Here is a 19,204-nt window from a genome sequence, read left to right as displayed (position 1 = left end):
TCCATGTTCGGTTTACCTGGCGGCATGGAGTGGATCCTTATCCTCTTCGTCGTTGTTCTTCTCTTCGGCGCAAAAAAGATCCCTGAACTCATGAAGGGGCTTGGCAGTGGCATCCGCGAATTCAAGAACGCAGCTTCTGGCAAGGATGAAGTTGAAGAAGTGCGTCCGAAGAGCGACACTAAGCAAGATCCTTCGAACTAATGTTTGACGTAGGCGGCGGCGAGCTTATGCTCATCCTGCTCGTCATCCTGTTGCTCTTCGGCCCGAAGAAGATCCCGGAATTCGCTCAACAGGTGGGCAAGGGTATTCGACAGTTCCGTAAAGCACAGGAAGACCTTACGCAGCAGATACGGGACATCTCCGCAGATGCCGCGGTTCGCGACGCGTCCGTCACTGCGTCTGCCAAGCCCCCTATCGTTATCACTCCCTCGGACGAGATCATCTCTCGCACTGCGGATAAAGATGAACCGGATACACCAGACAACCAATGAACTCATCGTATACGTCGGATCGGGATTCGTTCGCAACGGGTACTCTGTCCGTTGAAGACCGTGTTGCATCATTCCTGCATCGCATCAACGAACGCTCAGAGCTGAACGCATTTCTCAGTTTGGATGCGGAGCGTGCATCTGCGTCCGCAAAAGAAGGTGACGAACGATTTGCGTCGGGACTACAACGCCCCCTTGAAGGACTTGTTGTTGCCGTCAAGGACAACATCTCGATGAAGGGGCTCCCTACAACGTGCGCTTCGCGCATGCTGGAAGGATTTCAACCGCTCTTCGATGCAACAGTGATCGAACGACTCCGCGACGCAGGTGCCATCATCGTTGGTAAGACGAACATGGATGAGTTCGCCATGGGCTCGTCGAACGAGACCTCTGCGTTTGGAATTGTTCGGCATCCGCAAGATCCCACACGTGTGCCCGGTGGTTCGTCCGGTGGATCCGCCGTAGCCGTTGCTGAAGGAATGTGTCACGTCTCACTTGGTTCCGAAACCGGCGGCTCTATCCGCCAGCCCGCAGCCTTCTGCGGCACGTATGGACTTAAGCCAACCTACGGCAGGGTCTCGCGGTATGGTTTGGTTGCCTTTGCTTCGTCACTTGATCAGATAGGATTGTTCTCGCGGTCCATCGGAGACATGCAGGCTACGTTCTCTGTTCTTGCCGGACACGACCCGATGGATAGCACGTCGAACCCAGCCCCCTCCATCGTTCACATACCTACGGATCGTGCACTTCGTGTTGGTGCCATGCCGTTATCACAGTTAGAGGGTTGCGAACCCTCGGTGATCGAAGCCTACCAACGATACCTTGATGCTCTTCGCGAGTCTGGTGCTACGGTCACCGATGTCTTTCTCCCACACACCGAAACATGGATCCCAACGTACTTCATTCTTGCAACGGCTGAAGCGTCGAGCAACCTAGCGCGCTTTGATGGTGTACGTTTTGGACTTCGAGTTGATGGGACTAAGGATGGGACTGGGGATGGGACATTTGATGGGGATGTTACTACGGCGTCTCGTTCTGCCGGATTTGGAGCAGAAGTGAAACGCCGGATCATGCTTGGCACCTACGTGCTATCGAGTGGGTATTACGAGGCATACTACGGGAAGGCGCAACAGGCCCGCAGACTTATCAGTGATGCCTATGCAGAGATCTTCCGTCAGGTTGACGTGCTGGCAATGCCTACAACTCCAACAACTGCCTTTGCCATTGGCGAAAAGAGTGACCCGGTCAGCATGTGGCTCAGCGACTACTTCACCGTGTCCGCCAACATCGCCGGCATCCCCGCCCTCAACATTCCATTCGGCACCGATGCACAGGGCCTGCCCATCGGCATGCAGTTGCAAGGGGCTATGAATAGTGATGAGATGCTGATGGAGGTTGCCGGGCGCCTCTGACCGACATTACGCAAACGTGATCGGCACCTGGATCTTCTCCGAAATGCTCAGTTTCACCGGACAGGTGGTAACGGCATTGGTCAGGATCTTGATCGCATGGTCGTCAAAGGCCATATTCATACGGATATTCACCACCAGCCGCCCCACTCGGCGAAGGGGGTCGGCCACCATTTCCTTGCCAACGGTGAGTTTGGTGCCTCGGACGTCCCATCCGTGCTTATCTCCGGCTAGGCCGATATAGGTAAGCATGCACGAGCCCAGGGCCGTAGCTAGTAGGTCTGTAGGCGAAAAACTCTCGCCACGGCCGTGATTGTCCACGGGGGCATCGGTGATCAAGGTAGTGCCGGAAGGGCCGTGTGTGGCCGTCGATCGCAGCTCCCCTTCATAGATCAACGTCATTTCAACCATTGAAAACTCCTTCCGTTGGCGGATTGTCCGTAAATTTGTCTTCTATCCCACAAAGGACATGTCAATATGAGCGTTCTCGTCAACAAAAAATCCAAGATCATCGTTCAAGGCATCACCGGCAGCGAAGGAACTTTCCACGCTTCCCAGATGCTCCAGTACGGCACCAACGTTGTTGGCGGCGTAACACCTGGCAAGGGCGGTACAATGTACTCAGGCAAGGGTGAAGATACCTTCACACGTCCGGTTCCGGTGTTCAACACTGTAGCCGAAGCTCGTGCTGCCACCGGTTGTGATGTGTCGATCATCTTCGTTCCGGCACCTATGGCGGCAGATGCCATCCTTGAAGCAATCAGCTCAGGTATCGAAGTGATCGTCTGCATCACAGAAGGTATCCCTGTTAAGGACATGATCCCGGTCCAAGCTGCCCTCGAACAATCTGCGAGCCGACTCATCGGACCGAATTGTCCGGGCATCATCACTCCCGGTGAGTGCAAGATCGGCATCATGCCTGGCTTCATCTTCACATCCGGACCGATCGGTTTGGTATCACGTTCCGGAACATTGACCTACGAAGCTGTACGCCAGTTGTCGGATGTGGGTCTCGGTCAAACCACGTGTATCGGTATCGGGGGCGACCCGATCATCGGAACACGTTTCATTGATGCGATCAAGCTCTTCAACGAAGACCCAAAGACCGAAGCCATTGTCATGATCGGTGAGATCGGTGGCAATGCAGAAGAAGAGGCTGCTGAGTACATCAAGAAGCATGTCAAGAAACCAGTGGTCGGCTTCATCGCCGGTCAAACAGCACCTCCCGGACGTCGCATGGGTCACGCCGGCGCTATCATCTCCGGCGGCAAAGGCACAGCAGCTGATAAGATGGCCACAATGCGCGCATGCGGCATCACCGTGGTCGAATCTCCAGCCACAATCGGCATCACGATGAAGAACGTACTCTCCGGCAAGGCAACAGCCGCAAAGCCTGCAAAGGCTCCGGCAAAAGCCCCCGCAAAGGCCGCCGCTAAAAAAGCCCCTTCAAAGAAAAAGTAACCCCGTATCTCCGTAACCCCGTAACTAAGTAACTCCGTAACTAAGCAACTCCCATGGAACGTACTCTCTGTATCATCAAGCCGGACGGCGTCCGCAATAACAACATCGGCAATATCGTTGCCATGATCCAGGCTGCCGGATTCCGCATCCTTGGAATGAAACTCACGCGTATCTCGCCAGCTGTTGCCGGTGAGTTTTACGCGGTACACAAGGAACGTCCGTTCTACGGCGAACTGGTGAACTTCATGTCGAGCGGAGCTATCGTTCCGATCGCACTTGAAAAAGAAAATGCCATCGCTGACTGGCGCGCCCTGATCGGTGCAACAGACCCTGCAGAAGCAGCTGAAGGAACCATCCGCCGCGCCTATGCAACCAGTAAGGGCGAAAATGCTGTTCACGGCTCGGATTCCGTTGAGAACGGTATCAACGAAGTAGCCTTCTTCTTCGCTGAAAGCGAACTGATCAACAACGCCTGACCCACAACACGAAACCGATGAACGCGTCTGGTGTTCTAGTACGAGGGCGGACATCCGCCCTCGTGTCGTTTCTGAACGTTTTGTGGTAGATTTCCATGTCCAAACGCACATCAATGATCGTCCGACTCCCTCTCGTACTCGCCCTCTGCTTCCTTTGCACGGCCGGCGTTATGGTTGCACAACAGACCGGTGCAGCTCCAGCCGGACGTGAGTATCGTTTGCAAGCTCTTTACCGCGCTGGTATAGCCCAGAGCTATGAAGTGGTGGAGCAGACCACGGTGGAACGCACTCATAGCGATTCTTCAAAGAAAACCTATGACCGCAAGGTCACGTTCTTCATGACTGTTCGCTGCATTGAGTCCATCGATGGGATCTCTAAACTAGCGGTGAACATCGATTCGTTGGTCTACAAGTTCACAGCCCAAGGGTTAGAGATCAGCTACGACTCCCAGAAGGATATCACGGTAAAGAACTTTGCCGATCTCAACAACTATATCGGCCCCCTCAATCGTACGTTCGAGATCACTGTTAGCCCCTACGGCGAGGTGACGAAGCTGTCCGGTGAACAGGTTGACTTCTGGCGCGAATACCTTGAACAGAATGCTGCAGACCTCGACTCCGTAGTCTATACGATCTGGATGCAGTCACTCGACCGCGAGAATCTTTTGCAGTACGGAGATGTTCAAAAGCGCATGATACCCGGGCTCCGCAAGGGTGTTGACTCAACATGGAAGCATGGCCTCACCACACGCGTTGATGGTGTGGTATTCGAGGGTAAGGTTTCATCCCGCCTAGCAGCCTATAGTGGCGGACTATACACGATCATCACCAAAGATTCGATCCCAGTCCAAGCTGGGCAAGACGTCCACATCTACGGGATCCCCTACCTGAGCACGGTTCGCGATGGTGGTGCTGTGGTTGATAACACGTTGTTGCTCTCATCAACCGGCACGATCAACGAACTCACTTCGGTAACAAAGGCGTGGTTCAGTGCTATCGTGCGCGCCGAGACCTTTACCCATCGCATCACATCCACAACACAGTGGAAACTTACGGGCCAGTATCAATGGTAAGACGGCTACTTCTGACGTTGACCATCGCAGTCTCCACATGGGCCTGCTCATCAGATGATGCACCAAAAGACGCCGAGGCCTCCGGCTCTGCAGAGATCACTGCAGCAGATACTGCTGACGCAAAGACGATCTCCTTCACGGAAGCCAAGGTTGATTCGTTTGTCCTGCGTTATGCACCCGGACAAGTGTTACGTTACCGTGTACATCAGTTCTCCGAAGCCGGACCGGACTCAGCGGTAGCAACCACGAACAGCACACACGTCTACACAAAGAAGGTTCGTGCCGTTCGTTCTGATGGCTCATTCGAACTGACGATGAGATTCGACTCCGTAAGAGTCGATGCCGTTGTTCGAAATCGCAACACGGGCGCGGTATTGCTCCAGCAATCCTACACATCCGCAGACTCAACCCAACGCACGAGCGAGAAGTTTGTGCAATTCAATGCATTGTTGGGTGAAGAGATCTCTGTCTTTGTCTCTCCACGCGGAGCCATCCTTCAGGTAGGCGATGTATCGCCGATCGTGAAGAAGATGGTGGCATCGGCCAAACAAGAAGTAGCACCACAGATGATCGAGCAACTCTCCGAACAACTCAAGGCGGCTGTGTACGGATCCTTCCATGGTCAGGAGATCATTCCGTATCCAAAGGAAAAGATCGATGCCAGCGGAAGCTGGTCGAACGCCATGACAACTCCGCTTGCCGAGTTCTTTAATGTATCGACAGTGGCCTCGTACCACATCGCCAACATCAAGGAAGTAAAGAGCCGCCGCATCGCATCGATCGATGCAACGATCGATGGCTCGTTCTCTGTTCGCCCCCTACCAAAGGACGCACCATTCTCGGTAAAGGTGAACTCCTCATCGATCACCGGCACATCCCACTCCCTTCTTGATGTTGAAGGGGGCTATACGATCTCAAAGAAGAATGCGATCACAATGAACGTGTCAGCCTCCATCGTAACGCCAAAGGGTGAGCGAAGGTCGGTATCTCAATCTCAAGTTTCTCGCTACGAGATCGAACTGTTGCCGTAAGCATATGCCGAAACAAAAGGTAGACCTGCGCAAGGTCTTCCAAGCCAGCGACTCTATCGCCTTCCTCGTGATCGCGATCGGTCTGTTCATAGCACTCTTCCTGGACGAGATGTCGGTGCGCCTCATCGGCATCTGCATCACGATCCTAGGGGGCGTTGCACTGTTTATGATCGTATCTCCGCGTCTGACGGATCTGCAGATCATCTCCCCCGTGCGCCCATCGCAAACTCCAGATCTTGGCTCGCGAACAATACAGGATGGCTCAAAGCGATCACAGACCTTTGATCCTGAGGCCTATCGCGAGTCTTTCGGTTCTACGGAATCAGGCGAGTCCCCATTCGTTGATGAAGATCAGATCGATCTCTTTGAAGGGCAGAGCGAACTCATTCGTAAGCCCGCGCCAACACAGAAGCCATCACCTGCTGCACCAAAGATCGATACGTTCATCGACCATCAAGATGCTGAGTCTGGCATACGGATCGTTGGAACACGCCCGGGTTCGAAGAAGGCTACTCCGAAACTTGTAAGCGAACTCCGTCAGGAGACCCGCAAGAACCTTGAGGCAGCCACTCCAGAAGAGACGTCCGAGGAGGTTTTCTCGTCACCAGTGGCAGTCATCACCGGACGGGTAACGGATGAGATCCAACTATCAGAGGACGTAAAGGTTCGTCCGATCTCTCGTACCCCTCGCGTAACCGAAGCACCACCGCCTCCGCCTGTGACTGCTCCGGCCCCACCTCCGGTGGAAGAGGTCGAAGAAGTCGAAGAGCACGAAGAGGACGTAGTGTTGCTTGACGAAGCTACCGTGGAAGTTCCGGAAGAAGTTGAGCAGGTCCCTGTTCAACGCGAAACGTCACGTCGTTCACCGGCGGTAGCACTTACCACGTTCGTCAACGACGAAGCAGATGAGGATCTGTCCTCGCAAGAACCACGTCGAGAATTCGACTACCTCCTCAATCGCGTTCTGATGGTGATCCGAAGCGCAACCAACGCACGTACGGCTGCCTTCCTCTGGGTCAACGCTGAGCGTCAACAACTTGTGGTTGAAGCGAAGATCACGGAAGCCGAGGCAGAGTTCACCACTGAGCGCAAGATCCCTATGGGACGCGATGCGCTGAGTCAGATCGCCCGCGAAGGAGTTCCGGAGATCATCACGCAGATCAGCCCGGCTGCGGAAATGGACCTTCTGCCGTACTACGTCCGTTCAGCGCAAACGATGTCCTTCATCGGCGTACCCGTGTACTACGGCGGAAATGTTGTTGGTATTCTCTGCGCCGATTCGCTCATCGAGGATGCCTACTCCGACATCACGGTTGGTTTCTTCGGTCAGTTCACCAAGCTGATCTCCGGACTTGTGTCTTCCTACACCGCAAAGTTCGACCTCATGCAGGCCTCGGCGATCTTGGAAGCCACAAAGCACTTCCGAGAACACGTGGGCACTGCACCATCAACCGTGCAGCAGGTGGTACGCGGACTCTTTGCCACGCTCATTCAGCACATGGACATCAGTCGTATTGGTGTAGTCAGCTTTGATCCAGCACAGAAGCTTTGGACCCTTACCGATGCACGCTCAGCCATGGACGACGGATATCGCGACAACGTTGGGTGCAGTGTTGATCTCACAACGTCGGCTGTAGGACATGCGATCAGCTCGGCAACCACCGTTGTGCACGCAGAAGACTTCAAGGGTACCCGGGTGTTCGTGCAGGAGCCCCCTCTCGAGACTGGTCAGTTCGTCGCAGTGCCGTTGTGTACGGCCTCGGACTCGTACGGCTCACTGTTCCTCGAGAACGTGGAATCGAGTCTGTCACAACAAGACATCGGACTTGCCGAAGCTCTCGGCCAGCTTGCCGGCGAACTTCTCGAGCACATTCGCAAGGCAGAGGAACTCCAGGGTTCTGCGCTGCTTGACCACGCAACGGGCGTCCTGAATACGCAAGGTTTTGAGATGCGTATTCGCGAGGAGTTCAAGCGTTCTGTGGATTACAACTTGCCGCTGACGTTGTGTATGGTTCATCTCGACCCATCACGGACGAACGCAGAGCAGCGCGAACGTGCACTGTTGCACATCCTTCGGATCGTGAAGAACCAACTCCGCGATTACGACATCGTAGCTCGTGTAGAAAGCGATCAATTAGCACTCGGCCTTGTAGGATATCGCCTGCAAGAGGCTCAGAATTGGACGGAAACAATGCGTCGCGAGATCGCCAGCACTCCGGTTGATATCGACGGGAAGCGTTTGTCCTTCACCGTTTCCATTGGGATCGCACAGTCCGAACCGCGAGATGAATGGGATGACCTCATCGCACATGCAACGGCCGCACTGGATGTAAGCAAGCGCGTTGGGAACAAGGTAACCGTCTTCGCTTAATCGTTATCGGGACCGGCTGTACTGAATCGGACAAGCACCGGACAATGGTCGCTCACCGCATCGGCGATGTTCCCCTTGAGGAAGGACCGTATGTCCTCCACACGTTCTGTTCCCTTGATCACTCTGTCCCGAGCACTCTTTGAAACAACGATCTGATCGATCGTGGTCCACTTGTCATTCTTGCAGCTCTTCAGCGAACCGGTAAGGAACTCCATGCTCGTGCTCTCAAGCAGCGGCGTAAGAGTTGCTTGCTGACGACGTGCTGTGAAGTCATTGAAGTCTCCAACGATCATCACATCGCGTTCCTTGCCGGCAGCAATGATCGAGTCCGACCATGCTCGCAAGAGACCTACTTGTTCGCTCCGCATTACACGCGAGTCATCGCGCATTTGGTTCGTGCTATCATAGCGAGAGGTACTCTTGAGATGGACGACCATCATTGTCCAGTCAAATGCACCTTTCTGACAATTCAACACCAGCCCCGGCCTCATTCCCGGTCGTCCAAGGGTAAGGGGCTGATATACTCCCGACTTTTGAACCGTTACACCCTTGCGGTAGATCACTCCAACGTTCTGCTTGATCCCGGCATCTGCGATGAAGCCCTCGTAGCCGTCGAGATACCGGATCACACGTCGAAGTGCGGCCTCGTTCTCGATCTCTTGCACGCCCATCACATCAACACCCGCTCGTGCTATCACGTCAGCGATCAACAGGCATTCTTGGTCAGTACGGGGCTTCTGGTCATCCGCACCGTCACCAAGCCATTCGATGTTAAATGTGCCAACTGTTACCGTGGTGTCAGGAGCCCCTTGCGGAGATTGACATCCCGAGAACAACACAGCAATGAACAAGGCTGTGGCGACGATCGCAAAAGTCTTCATCATTTTCCTGTGAGGACGGCCTTGGCCACATAGCCGGCAACCTGTGGATTCTCTTTGAGTCTGCGCGTGGAATAGCCGTACCAGTCTTCACCAAACGGAACGTAGATACGGACCGCATGACCGTTACGGAGGAGGATATCGCGACGATCCTCGCGGACACCGAGCAGCATCTGAAACTCGTATCGTTCTCTAGCCACGTGCATATCGGCAAGAGTCTTTTCTGCGTCAACGATCAATGACTCGTCATGTGTGGCGATGTGGGTACGCCCCCTACCATCTAGGAGTATCCGCAAAAGTGAGCGGTAGTTAGCGCGGACCTCATTGGGATCTTTGAAGGCATGCTCTTCACTTTCAACGTAGATGCCCTTGCAAAGGCGTACAGACGGTTCAAAGTCGAGCAGGGACCGAATGTCCGCTTCGGACCGACGGAGGTATGCCTGGATCACGACACCAACGTTGTTGTGACCTTCCTTGCGGAGTCTGCGATAGAAGTCGAGTGTGATATCCGTGTATGGAGTGTTCTCCATATCCATTCGAACAAACACGCCGAGCGAAGCTGCCTTTTGAACAAGACCCGAGATGTTCGCGTAGGCGAAGTCATGATCGATGTCGAGCCCAAGCGACGTTGGCTTCACACTTAGGTACGAAGAGAGCTTGTTTGTATGGATCGCATCGATGACCGACGCCTGCATTACTGTTTCGTGTTCCGCGCGCTCTCTAGACGAAACGAACTCACCGAGGACGTCGATGGTTGATGCTGCACCCCGAGCCATGAGGTCCTTCGTCACTCGAACTGCATCAACGAGATGTGGCCCAGCGATATATCGCTGAGCCACAAGACGAATAATGCTCTTCGGAATGATCGGGAGACTGGCTACAACAAGCTTATTGAAGACGCTCACGTTGTTCCCTGTCTCCGGTTGTTAACGAACGATCATCAGCGGTGCAACTACCTGCATGTTCCCATTTCGCACGGCGATCCGATAGGAGCCGGAGGCTACGTTGCCCAACGGAAGCTCCACTGAGGACGAACCAGGAACGAGAGACACTTCAGAATTGAGAACTATCTCGCGGCCATCGCCGGAAATAAGAACAATGCTGCATTGGCGAGCATCAGTGGATCCGATGCTGAGGCGTACAACACTTGTTGCCGGGTTCGGTGAGATCGATGTGATCGAGAATGGAACGTCTTCTGACGTTTCACTAACGGACACAGGGGCATCGCATGAATCCATGACCAAGTTCTCGCGAGTATCGAGAACCTCTTCCGTAACAGCATCGATCACTCGCAGCTTCAACGGAGTCCCCTTCGGAACGTTGTTCATATTCACATTGCGGCTGAAGATCTGCCACTGTGACGTTTCGATGGTAGACTGCTGTGTTGCTGTGCGCCAACTACCACCCGCATCCGTTGAATACTGAATACGGATAGTTGGAATGAAGTCGGCACTCCAGCGATACTGATTCGGCTGATTCTTGCAGAGGAACGTACCCTCGCCCGGGATCTCAAGAGCGAAGCGGCGTACACCGATCGCAAAGGCTCCACTTGTAGACGTGGATCCGGGTGAGCTTACGGCTGAAACTCTCATGCGTGCCGACTCTGTGAGAATTGTTGGCACCGTCCAGTTAAATGAAGAACCAGTTAAAGAAGCACCAAGAACTTCATACGTCGAGCCATCAGCACTGAATTCCAATTTTACGTTGCCTACGCCTGCAGCCTTTGTCCAACGAACGGTGAATGCAGAGCCTTGACCGAAACGCTCGCCACCCTTTGGCGCGTCGATCACGACTGGGATGGTTACGCGATAGCTTGCCAGCGACGTGTCGTTGACCGCTTCGTTTGATGCATCACTAACACGTACCCAGAACTCCGGAACAGGAATCGCCGGGATCGTCCACAAATACTGTCTGTCTGCAGCATCAATATTTGACGCAACGGTTGTCCAAGGTCCGGCCGGCGAATTCCCCCAGCTGATATTGACGTTGGAGACACGAGCGGAGGCCCAACGAATGGTCATTTTTTCGCCAAGATTATAGGCATCAGAACCACGTGGCTCGGTGATCTGGACCATTGGCTTAGTTACCGCAGGTGTACATGTTGATGTTGCCACCCAGCCACGCATACGTTCTGCAACGCGAGTGCCGAAGGTGAGAGGTGTTCGACTGCCATTGACGAGGTGACAATAGCTCATGATCGTTCCGTCTACAACACGACGTAGTGCTGGATCTGAGTAGCAAGCGTCAGTGTTGTCCTGTTTAAGTTGGCAGGTATCAACAGGTGGGCTCCAGTAGCAGTTGTGCGTGTGGTAAGCGCCGATGTTGTGACCCATTTCGTGCGCAGCCACAAACACGTCCCATACGAAGGCATTTGAACGGTTAGGATCCCCTGGGACCTCTGATGCATTGAGGTAGACCGTTGATACTCCGTAGCCACCGCGGTGTTTCTTATTGCACAGTTGGTCGAGGAAGGCGATCCCGCCCACGAACGAACCACCAACCGGACGGATAAGTGCATACAGGTGGGCAACGGTCCGGTCGACACTCGACATACGGCTCGACCAGTCGAGCGAAAATTCATTGAGTAGCTCACCAGGTTCACGTCCATCGTAATAGTACCCGGACGGTTCATCATTTGTGAACTTTTCGAAGTAGGAGATGTAGAGGTATGCATCAAGTTCTTGCTCATACACCTGGGCCATTGCCGAGGCAAGCTTCACGAAGTACTGAGCGATCTCTTCATCGGATTCGCCGCGGCGCTTCATTACACTGTCGATGTCTTCACGCAAAACCATGGCCATCTTGAACTCACGCAGGTAATCTGCCTGGCCCATTTCAGCCCCCTTCGCCTTTCCGGGAATGGTCATCTTGCGTGCTGCAACCTCTTCGTCAACAGGAAGCTCTTCGTTCCCACAGATAAAGCGCGAGAGCGGATCGGCATTGAACATTGTGGCTTCATCAGCGATAAGGTGCGGAGTTGCCTCTGCAGCACGCTGTATGCTGAAGTCGCGGCCGATCACCGTACGTTGGCCATTGGACATCTGAACAAAGCCGGTAACGTTCCCTTGGCTGTAATGGAGTGTGACCATTGTGCCGGGATCACCGTTCACGGTGCCACGGTAGGACACCACGGGACGAACCTTGAACTTGACCTTGCCTTCCTTGGTATGCGTATAGAATTCCGTGTTGGCGTCTACAACGGCACGCGTACGCTCAAGGACGAGCGACGATGACTCGTTACCAGGCAACGGGAAATTCGAGAGCGTGAGGTTCTTCCCCTGCTGCTCAAAGGCAGATTGTGCCACTGAATGCTGAAGCATCATGGGACGCTGGAAGCCATTCAGCTGAGCGTTAACCGCATTCTTCGATGGATTGATCGGAACGAACAACTGGCGCGTATCGACCGTTGTCTGAGCTGTAAGCACGGTTCCTGAAATGGCGACTGCCATCAGGAACACTATGGTGCGAATGGAGTTACGTGTCATAGGTGACTCACAATGGAACGAACTTTAAAGATACGCAATGAAGTCGACGCAGGAGTTCCTGTCTAGTCGAAAAGGTCTGATGTGTTTTTGAGTGCGGAGACGATCTCCTCGTGGATCTCCGACCGTTCTCGCAGTCCGTCGATCACCACAAACCGGGTCGGTTCCTCGCCGGCGATCGCCAGATACCCGTCTCGCACTCGTTCAAAGAAGTCTCGTCCGGATCGTTCCATCCTGTCCGGCTCACCGGCCCCGGGATTGAACTGCATCCTCTGCTGCGCCTGTTCAAAGGCAACGTCAATAAAGAACGTTACCGTAGGCATGACCCCCCGAGTGGCAATCCTGTTACACAGCCTGACATTCTCGAGATCGAGCATGCGCCCATACCCTTGGTAAGCGGTGGTACTATCTACGTACCTGTCACACAGGATGATCGACCCTTGTTGGAGCGCCGGTTCAATGACTTTTTCCACGAGCTGCGTTCTAGCTGCACTGAACAGCAACAGCTCAGCCGTTGGAGTGATCGTCTGCTTTGTACTGAGAAGGATCTCTCGGATAGACTCCGAGAGCAAGGTAGCTCCCGGTTCGCGGATCGTCACAACCGTATGCCCGCGCTCCTCCAGTTTCTCCCTGAGCATCACAAGCTGCGTACTCTTTCCGCTGCCATCAATGCCTTCAAACGAAATAAACATCATGCGTCTCCGGGTTCCTCTTCGCCGCCGACCAATACCACACATTCGCCCTTGATCGATGCTCGTTGCGAGAGATCTGCCACGATGCTGCCAACGGTGCCACGGATATACTCTTCATGCAACTTGGATAGTTCTCTTGCTACAACAGCCTGACGTAGTGGGCCCGTAACGCGCTCAATATCGCGCATAAGATCGAGCACTCGATAGGGTGATTCATACATGATCACCGTGGCCGCTTGATGAAGAAATCTCTCCAGGAATGCGGTTCGTCCCTTTTTCTGCGGCGGGAACCCAACGAACGTCAGCACATCGGTAGGTAGCCCTGATGCAGCCGCTGCCGTTACCATCGCCGAAGCACCAGGCAATGCAGTCACGGTGTACCCGGCCTCAATGCATGCACGCACAGCTCTGTACCCGGGATCACTTATACCCGGCATTCCGGCATCGCTCACGAGGGCAATACGTTGCCCCTTCGATATCCGGTCCACGATCTCACGCGCCCTGTCTCGTTCGTTGTGCTCATGATAGCTCAGGAGTGGCTTCTTCGGCACATCATATCGCTTGAGCATGGGGCTTGTGTGCCTCGTATCCTCACAGACGATCACATCGGCCTCACGCAGGGTCTTCACGGCCCTCAGCGTCATATCATCCAGATTACCGATCGGAGTTGGAACGAGCCACAGGATCCCTGCCTTTGGTAACGGGGCTTCTTCCGTCTGCTCAGGAACCTGTTGCCTGCGTTCAGCAAAGAACCGAGAGAGCAGTTCGGAGCATTCTGCTTCAAGGATTCCCGTTCGGACGATGGCCCTGTGATTGAGACGTGGATCATCCACGATCTCAAAGACACTTCGACACGCGCCGGTCTTTTCGTCGGAGGCGCCATAGACCAACGATGGGATCCGTGACAGAACAATGGCACCGGCACACATTGCGCACGGCTCAAGCGTGACGTACATGGTGCAGTCGTCGAGAAATTTCTCGCCGATGGTTCGAACAGCGTCTTCGATGGCCACCATCTCGGCATGCCGTGTTGGATCACTCATCCGTTGGATCTCGTTCGCCCCTCGGCCAACCACCACGTCTCCGCGAACGATCACGCAGCCAACGGGCACATCTCCGGCATCGGCTGCTGCGGCAGCTAACACCAGTGCCTCTCGCATGAAATGTTCGTGTTTGCGCGCTACGTCGGACACGTTATTTGTCCTGCCGCGCTGCTTCGTAGACCTGCGTGTTGCCTGCATCCAAAAATCGCAGATCTGTCTAGAGCTGTTCGCTCTTATATCCACGAAAAATGTCGGCGATTTCCATCGACTTTGCATCAAAGAATGCCTGCAGCATCACGCTTCGGTTTGTCACCTTCGTCCGCTTGAATTCGGCAATGTCATGGATCACCGCTTCGATCTCTACACGCCCCTTAGCCTTATCCTTGGCATAGAGGTCAATGGCGTCATGGAAGTCGAAGTAGAGTCTACGTAGACCCTGATACCGCATGTCGTTGAGTTCGGTGATCAATGACATCCGTGTGAACTGACCGGGCTGGTAGACCGTACTGAACTGACTGATACCGAGCGCATTACCTGTCTGGGCGATCTGCTGCGCGGTCTTGTACATTTCTGTTCCGCCGAGATCATCGTAGGTATCCATGTCGAGACCGATGGCGATCAGCATGTAGAAGTCGAGTACGCTTGTGAACGGATCGAAGCGAAGGGGCTGATACGTGAGCGTAGGATTGAACGCCCATTCAAAGGTCCACTCCTGATCGAAGACACGGAGCAACCCGCCGCCCGTGCCGGGTTCATTATTCACGAGGCGCTTGCTCACAACGGAGATTCTGCCCGTGTACTTGTTGTTCCCGCTCTTCGAATTCACATAGATCGTGATATCAACGGGGATCTTCGGTCCGTCCCAATCTGCATCCGTATACCGGTTCGAACTGAGGTAGTTCTTCACCGTTGTGGCCATGGTGAGAACGTCCTGACGTTGATCCTGCGTAAGCGGATCCATGTTGACGTTCACCGTGGGATCGAGTTCTTGGGCTCCAAGCGTCACGTTCACGCCCGCAAACACCACGAGGAGGATTATAGAACGTACGAACGTGGTCATGATCTGCTCTCAACGTAAATGGGTACCGGCGAATCTACGCACCCTCGTGATGACGGCTATAGGGGGGTGCGTATTGATGTGCGAATTATGCGCACAACAGAGCGCCTCGGGGATCGGGGTTCTCACGGACCAGGATGCGGTCTATGTGCCTTCCAAAGGGGTGGATTCCGCCGTTGTCTTCACCGTTACTCCTGCCCCCTACGGACTCTCGGAGCTTTCTACGGCCATGATCGTGGTCGGCCTGCCTTCAGCTGAGGTCTCAGCGTGGATCTCGGGGTATGCGTTCTCGGAACATGCACGGGTCTCGTTCGGCGCTCGCAGACGGTGGTCGCTTGGCACAGGGTTTTCGATCGGACTTCGCGCTGAATCCACCGTGATGGTCTTTCGGGGCTTCTCAAACACCGCAGATCTGCGTGTTGGGGTCCATGCCACGATGAGGAAGGAGGAATGGACGTTTGGCGCTGCCATCGACGATATCGCGGTAGTAGGTGTTGAGCCCCTTCCCTCTTTACGATGTTCAGCAGGGTACTCAATGCCCGAGGTGGAAGGGTCGTTTGACCTGATCATGAATGGGGCTCAGGAGCTCACCTCAATGCTCACCGGCAGATGGATTCCATCACAGGAGCTCACTCTGGTAGGCTCTGTTCTGGCCTCACCGCTCACGCTCCGGCTCGATGTTCGTCTGTCAACGATCGAACCCATCGACGTCGTGGTTGGCTTCAACAATGTGGAAGACCTTGGATTCTCGTCGCATATCGCGCTACGGTGGCCATGGTGAGGCGGATCAGTTTGATCATTGCCTTGCTGCTCCCCGGCATCGTAGCTGCACAACTCGACGATCTGCTCGAGAGTGCATGGGCAGCTCCAGCTCTCGACGTCCTGGAACGACGAAGGGAGGAGCCCCTTTGCCTTCGATGTTGTGATGCCTATGAACTGACGGAGATACCCGGCATCTCTCAACGCACTGCCGGCAGGATCGTACGCGCCGTGGATGCGGGAGGGATCACGTCGATCAGTGTGTTGTGTGATTCACTCTGTTTATCACCCGACCAATTCATCCTGCTTACATCATGTACAACGTTGCAATGTTCCTGCGGCGGATCGATCAGATCGGCATCGGCACGTGTACGGGTGCCAACAGCAACCGAGGGTATGGGGCTTCTCCGGATCAATATCGATCATGCATTCGGCAGAGCAGGGGCCGTGTATGCACAACGTCTGGATGCCACGCCGTCTGTGATCGGAGCGTGGGCAACGGTAGATCTTGAAAACATCCACATCGCAGCCGGCGACGTGGCGATGAGTCTTGGGACCGGACTCATCATGGGTACCTCAAGCGGACTGTCTCGCTCACCAGCTGATGTGATCGGGAATGCAGACAATGCGTTAACCATGCGCCCATGGACGTCTTCCTCTCAAGTGGGGTCGATACGGGGCTTGGTCATCCGTGCGCCGATCCCCTCCACTGGCATCGAGGTTCTTGGTTCGATCGGTCGTTCAACGCTGAATGATCTGTCGGAGATGATCTATGCCTGTGCGATCACGCGCGACTTTTCGGTCGCATCACTCACTCTCTCGGCAGTATCAACACAACAACATTCTTTTCACTCACTAACAGCAACGAAGAACATCGGCAACGGCATTCTTCGGAGCGAGCTGGCAGTGGATCAGAGTTTGAAGTGGTCGGGTCATCTGCAAGGCCAATACCACTTGGCACGCACTGAGCTTGGGTTTTCACTTTGGCGCTATGATGTGGACATGAGATCGCCGTTTGGTCTCTCTTCCGGGACATCATCGGCCCCCTCCAATCATTCAGGAATATTGGTGTACTACAGATCGGCTTTCTCGAACCATATGTCACTTCTGGCATCACTGTCCTACGGTGGAAGGATCAGCAGATCGTATCTGGTGCCACTACCAACATCTGTCCTTGATGGGACCGCCGATTTCTTCCTACGTCCATGGAAGGGGGTGAACATCAGCACGCGGTTGCGATACGAACGTTCGTTGGATGCTGTTTCGCTCGATGGAGATCGCAGAATGGATGTATCGAACTACGTGATGGCTCGGATCGATACTGACCTGCCGATAGCGCCAAACGTGCAGGGTAGAATTCGTTGTGATCTGCGAAGTATATCCTGGAGATCGACATCACTAGTAGACAATGGTGCGCTACTCTTTCTCGATGTTCGTTGGCAGGCGCGTGCAGATCTGACGTTGCGCGGACGGTGGACGCAGTTCTCTTCTACGTCGGGAACCATTGCACCGAGAATGTTGGATGCAACGGTTCTTGGTGCACTTACAACCGTTGTTGCCAATGGGAAGGGGGCTCGGTGGAGCATTGCCATTCGCTGGCAGATCGCTCCATGGATCGCGGCCTCGTGTGCGTTTCATGAGGATCGACGCGTTGTCGATCGTGATACGCGCACCGATCGATCAGCGTTGTTTCAGGTCGATCTTCGGTTGCGTGCTTCCGGCAGGCGAGACTTCATCGCGGTCGATGATGAGTCTGGCTCCCGGCTGGAATGAGATGTAGTACCACATCCACTCAACCATCACCTTGAGTCTATTGCGGAAGCTGATGAGCTGCATCACATGGATCACCGCCCACATCAACCATGCGATAAGTCCCGATGAGCGGATCCCAAAAACATGGGCAACAGCCTTGGCTCGGCCGATCGTAGCCATTGTCCCATAATCGCGATAGTGGAAGGGGGCTCTCCCCTCGCGAGGAATGTTCTTTTTGATCAACTTGGCTACGTAGACACCTTGTTGCATGGCCACTTGCGCCACACCCGGAAGCGGACCATTCAGTGTGTTGAAATGTGCCCCATCACCGATCACAAAGACATCCGAAAGAAGCGGCACACTGCAGTCGGGATTCACAAGGACACGTCCTGCACGATCGAGCTCAACATCGAGCGTCTCCAGCAACTGCGAGGCCTTATTCCCGGCCGCCCAGATCACGTTTCTGCTGGCGATGAACTCATTCCCAACCATTACACCATGATCGCTCACATCAGATACAGCAGAATCACACATCACCTCAACGCCAAGACGTTGAAGCATCTTCACGGCCTTGATAGAATGAGATTCGCTGAACGATGAGAGAATGCGTGGTCCGCCCTCTACCAAGATCACACGTACATCGCTTCGTTTGAGTCGAGGGAAGTCCGGAAGCATCGTACGAAGAGAGATCTCAGCGATGGCCCCGGCCAATTCAACACCGGTTGGTCCGCCCCCTACAACAACGAAGGTGAGCATCGTTCGGGCTACAACCGTGGCGGCATGGTGTTCGGCTTCTTCGAACGTGCGAAGGATACGCTCACGGATGAGCAAAGCATCGGAGAGGTCCTTGAGTCCGGGAGCATTCTGTTCCCATTCTTCATGGCCGAAGTAGGAGTGTCGCGCTCCCGGCGCAAGGATCAATGAATCGTATTGGTAGGCGCCGTCGGTGGTGATCACCTCCTTGCGTTGGGTATCAATGTTGGTGACCGTGGTCATCACAACATGGAGGTTCCGCGACGAGCGAAGAATGCTTCGAATAGGTTGAGCAACGTCTCCGGGAGAGAGTGCCGCCGTTGCTACTTGATACAGCAACGGTTGAAAGAGGTGGTGATTGGTCTTATCGATGAGGGTTACGTCCACATCGGAGTTCATGAGGGCTTTTGCAGCACTGAGTCCGCCAAACCCGCCCCCTACGATCACCACTCTGCGTCGTCCACCAGTAGGCATGATGT

18 protein-coding genes are annotated in these 19,204 nt (G+C 54.4%); 10 read left to right on the top strand and 8 right to left on the bottom strand.

Translation table 11 applies throughout. The features are described from left to right. Window positions 1–3 precede the first annotated feature (3 nt). The 3 genes from IPI29_12970 to gatA are packed head-to-tail and all read left to right on the top strand — an operon-like array spanning window position 4 to window position 1,900. Complete coding sequence (locus IPI29_12970) at window positions 4–201, top strand: twin-arginine translocase TatA/TatE family subunit (protein MBK7413457.1); 198 nt, start codon at window positions 4–6, stop codon at window positions 199–201. Next, window positions 201–491, top strand: a complete 291-nt coding sequence (locus IPI29_12965) for a twin-arginine translocase TatA/TatE family subunit (GenBank protein ID MBK7413456.1) — start codon at window positions 201–203, stop codon at window positions 489–491. Before IPI29_12970 ends, IPI29_12965 begins: the two co-directional genes overlap by 1 nt. Further along, complete coding sequence (gatA, locus tag IPI29_12960; GenBank protein MBK7413455.1) at window positions 488–1,900, top strand: Asp-tRNA(Asn)/Glu-tRNA(Gln) amidotransferase subunit GatA; 1,413 nt, start codon at window positions 488–490, stop codon at window positions 1,898–1,900. Before IPI29_12965 ends, gatA begins: the two co-directional genes overlap by 4 nt. 6 nt (window positions 1,901–1,906) lie before the next feature. Here gatA and IPI29_12955 read toward each other — a convergent pair whose 3' ends face one another. Beyond that, a complete protein-coding gene (locus IPI29_12955) occupies window positions 1,907–2,308 on the bottom strand; it encodes an OsmC family protein (GenBank protein ID MBK7413454.1) in 402 nt (133 codons plus the stop codon). 66 nt (window positions 2,309–2,374) lie between these two features. Here IPI29_12955 and sucD point away from each other — a divergent pair, with 66 nt between their 5' ends. The 5 genes from sucD to IPI29_12930 all read left to right on the top strand — a co-directional run bounded on the left by sucD (window position 2,375) and on the right by IPI29_12930 (window position 8,309). Then, window positions 2,375–3,358, top strand: a complete 984-nt coding sequence (sucD, locus tag IPI29_12950) for a succinate--CoA ligase subunit alpha (protein MBK7413453.1) — start codon at window positions 2,375–2,377, stop codon at window positions 3,356–3,358. Between the two features lie 53 nt (window positions 3,359–3,411). Beyond that, a complete protein-coding gene (gene ndk / locus IPI29_12945; GenBank protein MBK7413452.1) occupies window positions 3,412–3,834 on the top strand; it encodes a nucleoside-diphosphate kinase in 423 nt (140 codons plus the stop codon). A 95-nt stretch (window positions 3,835–3,929) separates the two neighbouring features. Further along, window positions 3,930–4,907, top strand: a complete 978-nt coding sequence (locus tag IPI29_12940) for a hypothetical protein (GenBank protein MBK7413451.1) — start codon at window positions 3,930–3,932, stop codon at window positions 4,905–4,907. A gap of 17 nt (window positions 4,908–4,924) precedes the next feature. Then, entirely contained in the window at window positions 4,925–5,938 is a 1,014-nt protein-coding gene (locus IPI29_12935; GenBank protein ID MBK7413450.1) for a hypothetical protein, read from the top strand. A gap of 4 nt (window positions 5,939–5,942) precedes the next feature. Beyond that, window positions 5,943–8,309 (top strand): GAF domain-containing protein, encoded by a 2,367-nt coding sequence (locus IPI29_12930; GenBank protein ID MBK7413449.1) that lies wholly within the window; start codon window positions 5,943–5,945, stop codon window positions 8,307–8,309. On the opposite strand, the gene IPI29_12925 is transcribed toward IPI29_12930, so the two are convergent. The 6 genes from IPI29_12925 to IPI29_12900 form a co-directional block, all read right to left on the bottom strand. Then, window positions 8,306–9,190: a hypothetical protein gene (locus IPI29_12925; GenBank protein MBK7413448.1), complete on the bottom strand. Its 885-nt coding sequence runs from the start codon at window positions 9,188–9,190 to the stop codon at window positions 8,306–8,308. The two genes, IPI29_12930 and IPI29_12925, sit on opposite strands and share 4 nt — an antisense overlap. Beyond that, window positions 9,190–10,092 carry a proline dehydrogenase family protein gene (locus IPI29_12920; protein ID MBK7413447.1) on the bottom strand — a complete coding sequence of 301 codons (903 nt, stop codon included), beginning with the start codon at window positions 10,090–10,092 and terminating at the stop codon, window positions 9,190–9,192. Before IPI29_12920 ends, IPI29_12925 begins: the two co-directional genes overlap by 1 nt. Window positions 10,093–10,113: 21 nt before the next feature. Next, window positions 10,114–12,672, bottom strand: a complete 2,559-nt coding sequence (locus tag IPI29_12915; GenBank protein MBK7413446.1) for a hypothetical protein — start codon at window positions 12,670–12,672, stop codon at window positions 10,114–10,116. A 62-nt stretch (window positions 12,673–12,734) separates the two neighbouring features. After that, the gene (tmk, locus tag IPI29_12910) at window positions 12,735–13,361 is read right to left on the bottom strand and encodes a dTMP kinase (protein ID MBK7413445.1); all 627 of its coding nucleotides are present in this window, start codon (window positions 13,359–13,361) and stop codon (window positions 12,735–12,737) included. Further along, a complete protein-coding gene (rsmI, locus tag IPI29_12905) occupies window positions 13,361–14,602 on the bottom strand; it encodes a 16S rRNA (cytidine(1402)-2'-O)-methyltransferase (GenBank protein ID MBK7413444.1) in 1,242 nt (413 codons plus the stop codon). The genes tmk and rsmI overlap by 1 nt, the downstream gene beginning before the upstream one ends. Before the next feature lie 19 nt (window positions 14,603–14,621). After that, window positions 14,622–15,464: a DUF4835 family protein gene (locus IPI29_12900; protein MBK7413443.1), complete on the bottom strand. Its 843-nt coding sequence runs from the start codon at window positions 15,462–15,464 to the stop codon at window positions 14,622–14,624. A 76-nt stretch (window positions 15,465–15,540) separates the two neighbouring features. Here IPI29_12900 and IPI29_12895 point away from each other — a divergent pair, with 76 nt between their 5' ends. Both IPI29_12895 and IPI29_12890 read left to right on the top strand, forming a co-directional pair. Beyond that, the gene (locus IPI29_12895; GenBank protein ID MBK7413442.1) at window positions 15,541–16,242 is read left to right on the top strand and encodes a hypothetical protein; all 702 of its coding nucleotides are present in this window, start codon (window positions 15,541–15,543) and stop codon (window positions 16,240–16,242) included. Next, window positions 16,230–17,993, top strand: coding sequence for a hypothetical protein (locus tag IPI29_12890; protein MBK7413441.1), 1,764 nt, complete (start codon window positions 16,230–16,232; stop codon window positions 17,991–17,993). The genes IPI29_12895 and IPI29_12890 overlap by 13 nt, the downstream gene beginning before the upstream one ends. On the opposite strand, the gene IPI29_12885 is transcribed toward IPI29_12890, so the two are convergent. Beyond that, window positions 17,901–19,199, bottom strand: coding sequence for an NAD(P)/FAD-dependent oxidoreductase (locus tag IPI29_12885; protein ID MBK7413440.1), 1,299 nt, complete (start codon window positions 19,197–19,199; stop codon window positions 17,901–17,903). The genes IPI29_12890 and IPI29_12885 overlap by 93 nt on opposite strands. Window positions 19,200–19,204: the final 5 nt, after the last annotated feature.

This window comes from Ignavibacteria bacterium, assembly GCA_016707005.1.
Classification (GTDB): domain Bacteria; phylum Bacteroidota; class Ignavibacteria; order Kapaibacteriales; family Kapaibacteriaceae; genus UBA10438.
The sequence above is the reverse complement of the archived record's forward strand: the minus strand, read 5'-3'. Positions and strand labels throughout refer to the sequence as shown.

Excerpts from the sequence above, each read along its gene's own strand:
- IPI29_12970 (MBK7413457.1), top strand. The coding sequence starts at position 4 with ATGTTCGGTTTACCTGGCGGCATGGAGTGGATCCTTATCCTCTTCGTC.
- IPI29_12965 (MBK7413456.1), top strand. The coding sequence starts at position 201 with ATGTTTGACGTAGGCGGCGGCGAGCTTATGCTCATCCTGCTCGTCATC.
- gatA (MBK7413455.1), top strand. The coding sequence starts at position 488 with ATGAACTCATCGTATACGTCGGATCGGGATTCGTTCGCAACGGGTACT.
- IPI29_12955 (MBK7413454.1), bottom strand. The coding sequence starts at position 2,308 with ATGGTTGAAATGACGTTGATCTATGAAGGGGAGCTGCGATCGACGGCC.
- sucD (MBK7413453.1), top strand. The coding sequence starts at position 2,375 with ATGAGCGTTCTCGTCAACAAAAAATCCAAGATCATCGTTCAAGGCATC.
- ndk (MBK7413452.1), top strand. The coding sequence starts at position 3,412 with ATGGAACGTACTCTCTGTATCATCAAGCCGGACGGCGTCCGCAATAAC.
- IPI29_12940 (MBK7413451.1), top strand. The coding sequence starts at position 3,930 with ATGTCCAAACGCACATCAATGATCGTCCGACTCCCTCTCGTACTCGCC.
- IPI29_12930 (MBK7413449.1), top strand. The coding sequence starts at position 5,943 with ATGCCGAAACAAAAGGTAGACCTGCGCAAGGTCTTCCAAGCCAGCGAC.
- IPI29_12925 (MBK7413448.1), bottom strand. The coding sequence starts at position 9,190 with ATGAAGACTTTTGCGATCGTCGCCACAGCCTTGTTCATTGCTGTGTTG.
- IPI29_12915 (MBK7413446.1), bottom strand. The coding sequence starts at position 12,672 with ATGACACGTAACTCCATTCGCACCATAGTGTTCCTGATGGCAGTCGCC.
- tmk (MBK7413445.1), bottom strand. The coding sequence starts at position 13,361 with ATGTTTATTTCGTTTGAAGGCATTGATGGCAGCGGAAAGAGTACGCAG.
- rsmI (MBK7413444.1), bottom strand. The coding sequence starts at position 14,602 with ATGCAGGCAACACGCAGGTCTACGAAGCAGCGCGGCAGGACAAATAAC.
- IPI29_12900 (MBK7413443.1), bottom strand. The coding sequence starts at position 15,464 with ATGACCACGTTCGTACGTTCTATAATCCTCCTCGTGGTGTTTGCGGGC.
- IPI29_12895 (MBK7413442.1), top strand. The coding sequence starts at position 15,541 with ATGTGCGAATTATGCGCACAACAGAGCGCCTCGGGGATCGGGGTTCTC.
- IPI29_12885 (MBK7413440.1), bottom strand. The coding sequence starts at position 19,199 with ATGCCTACTGGTGGACGACGCAGAGTGGTGATCGTAGGGGGCGGGTTT.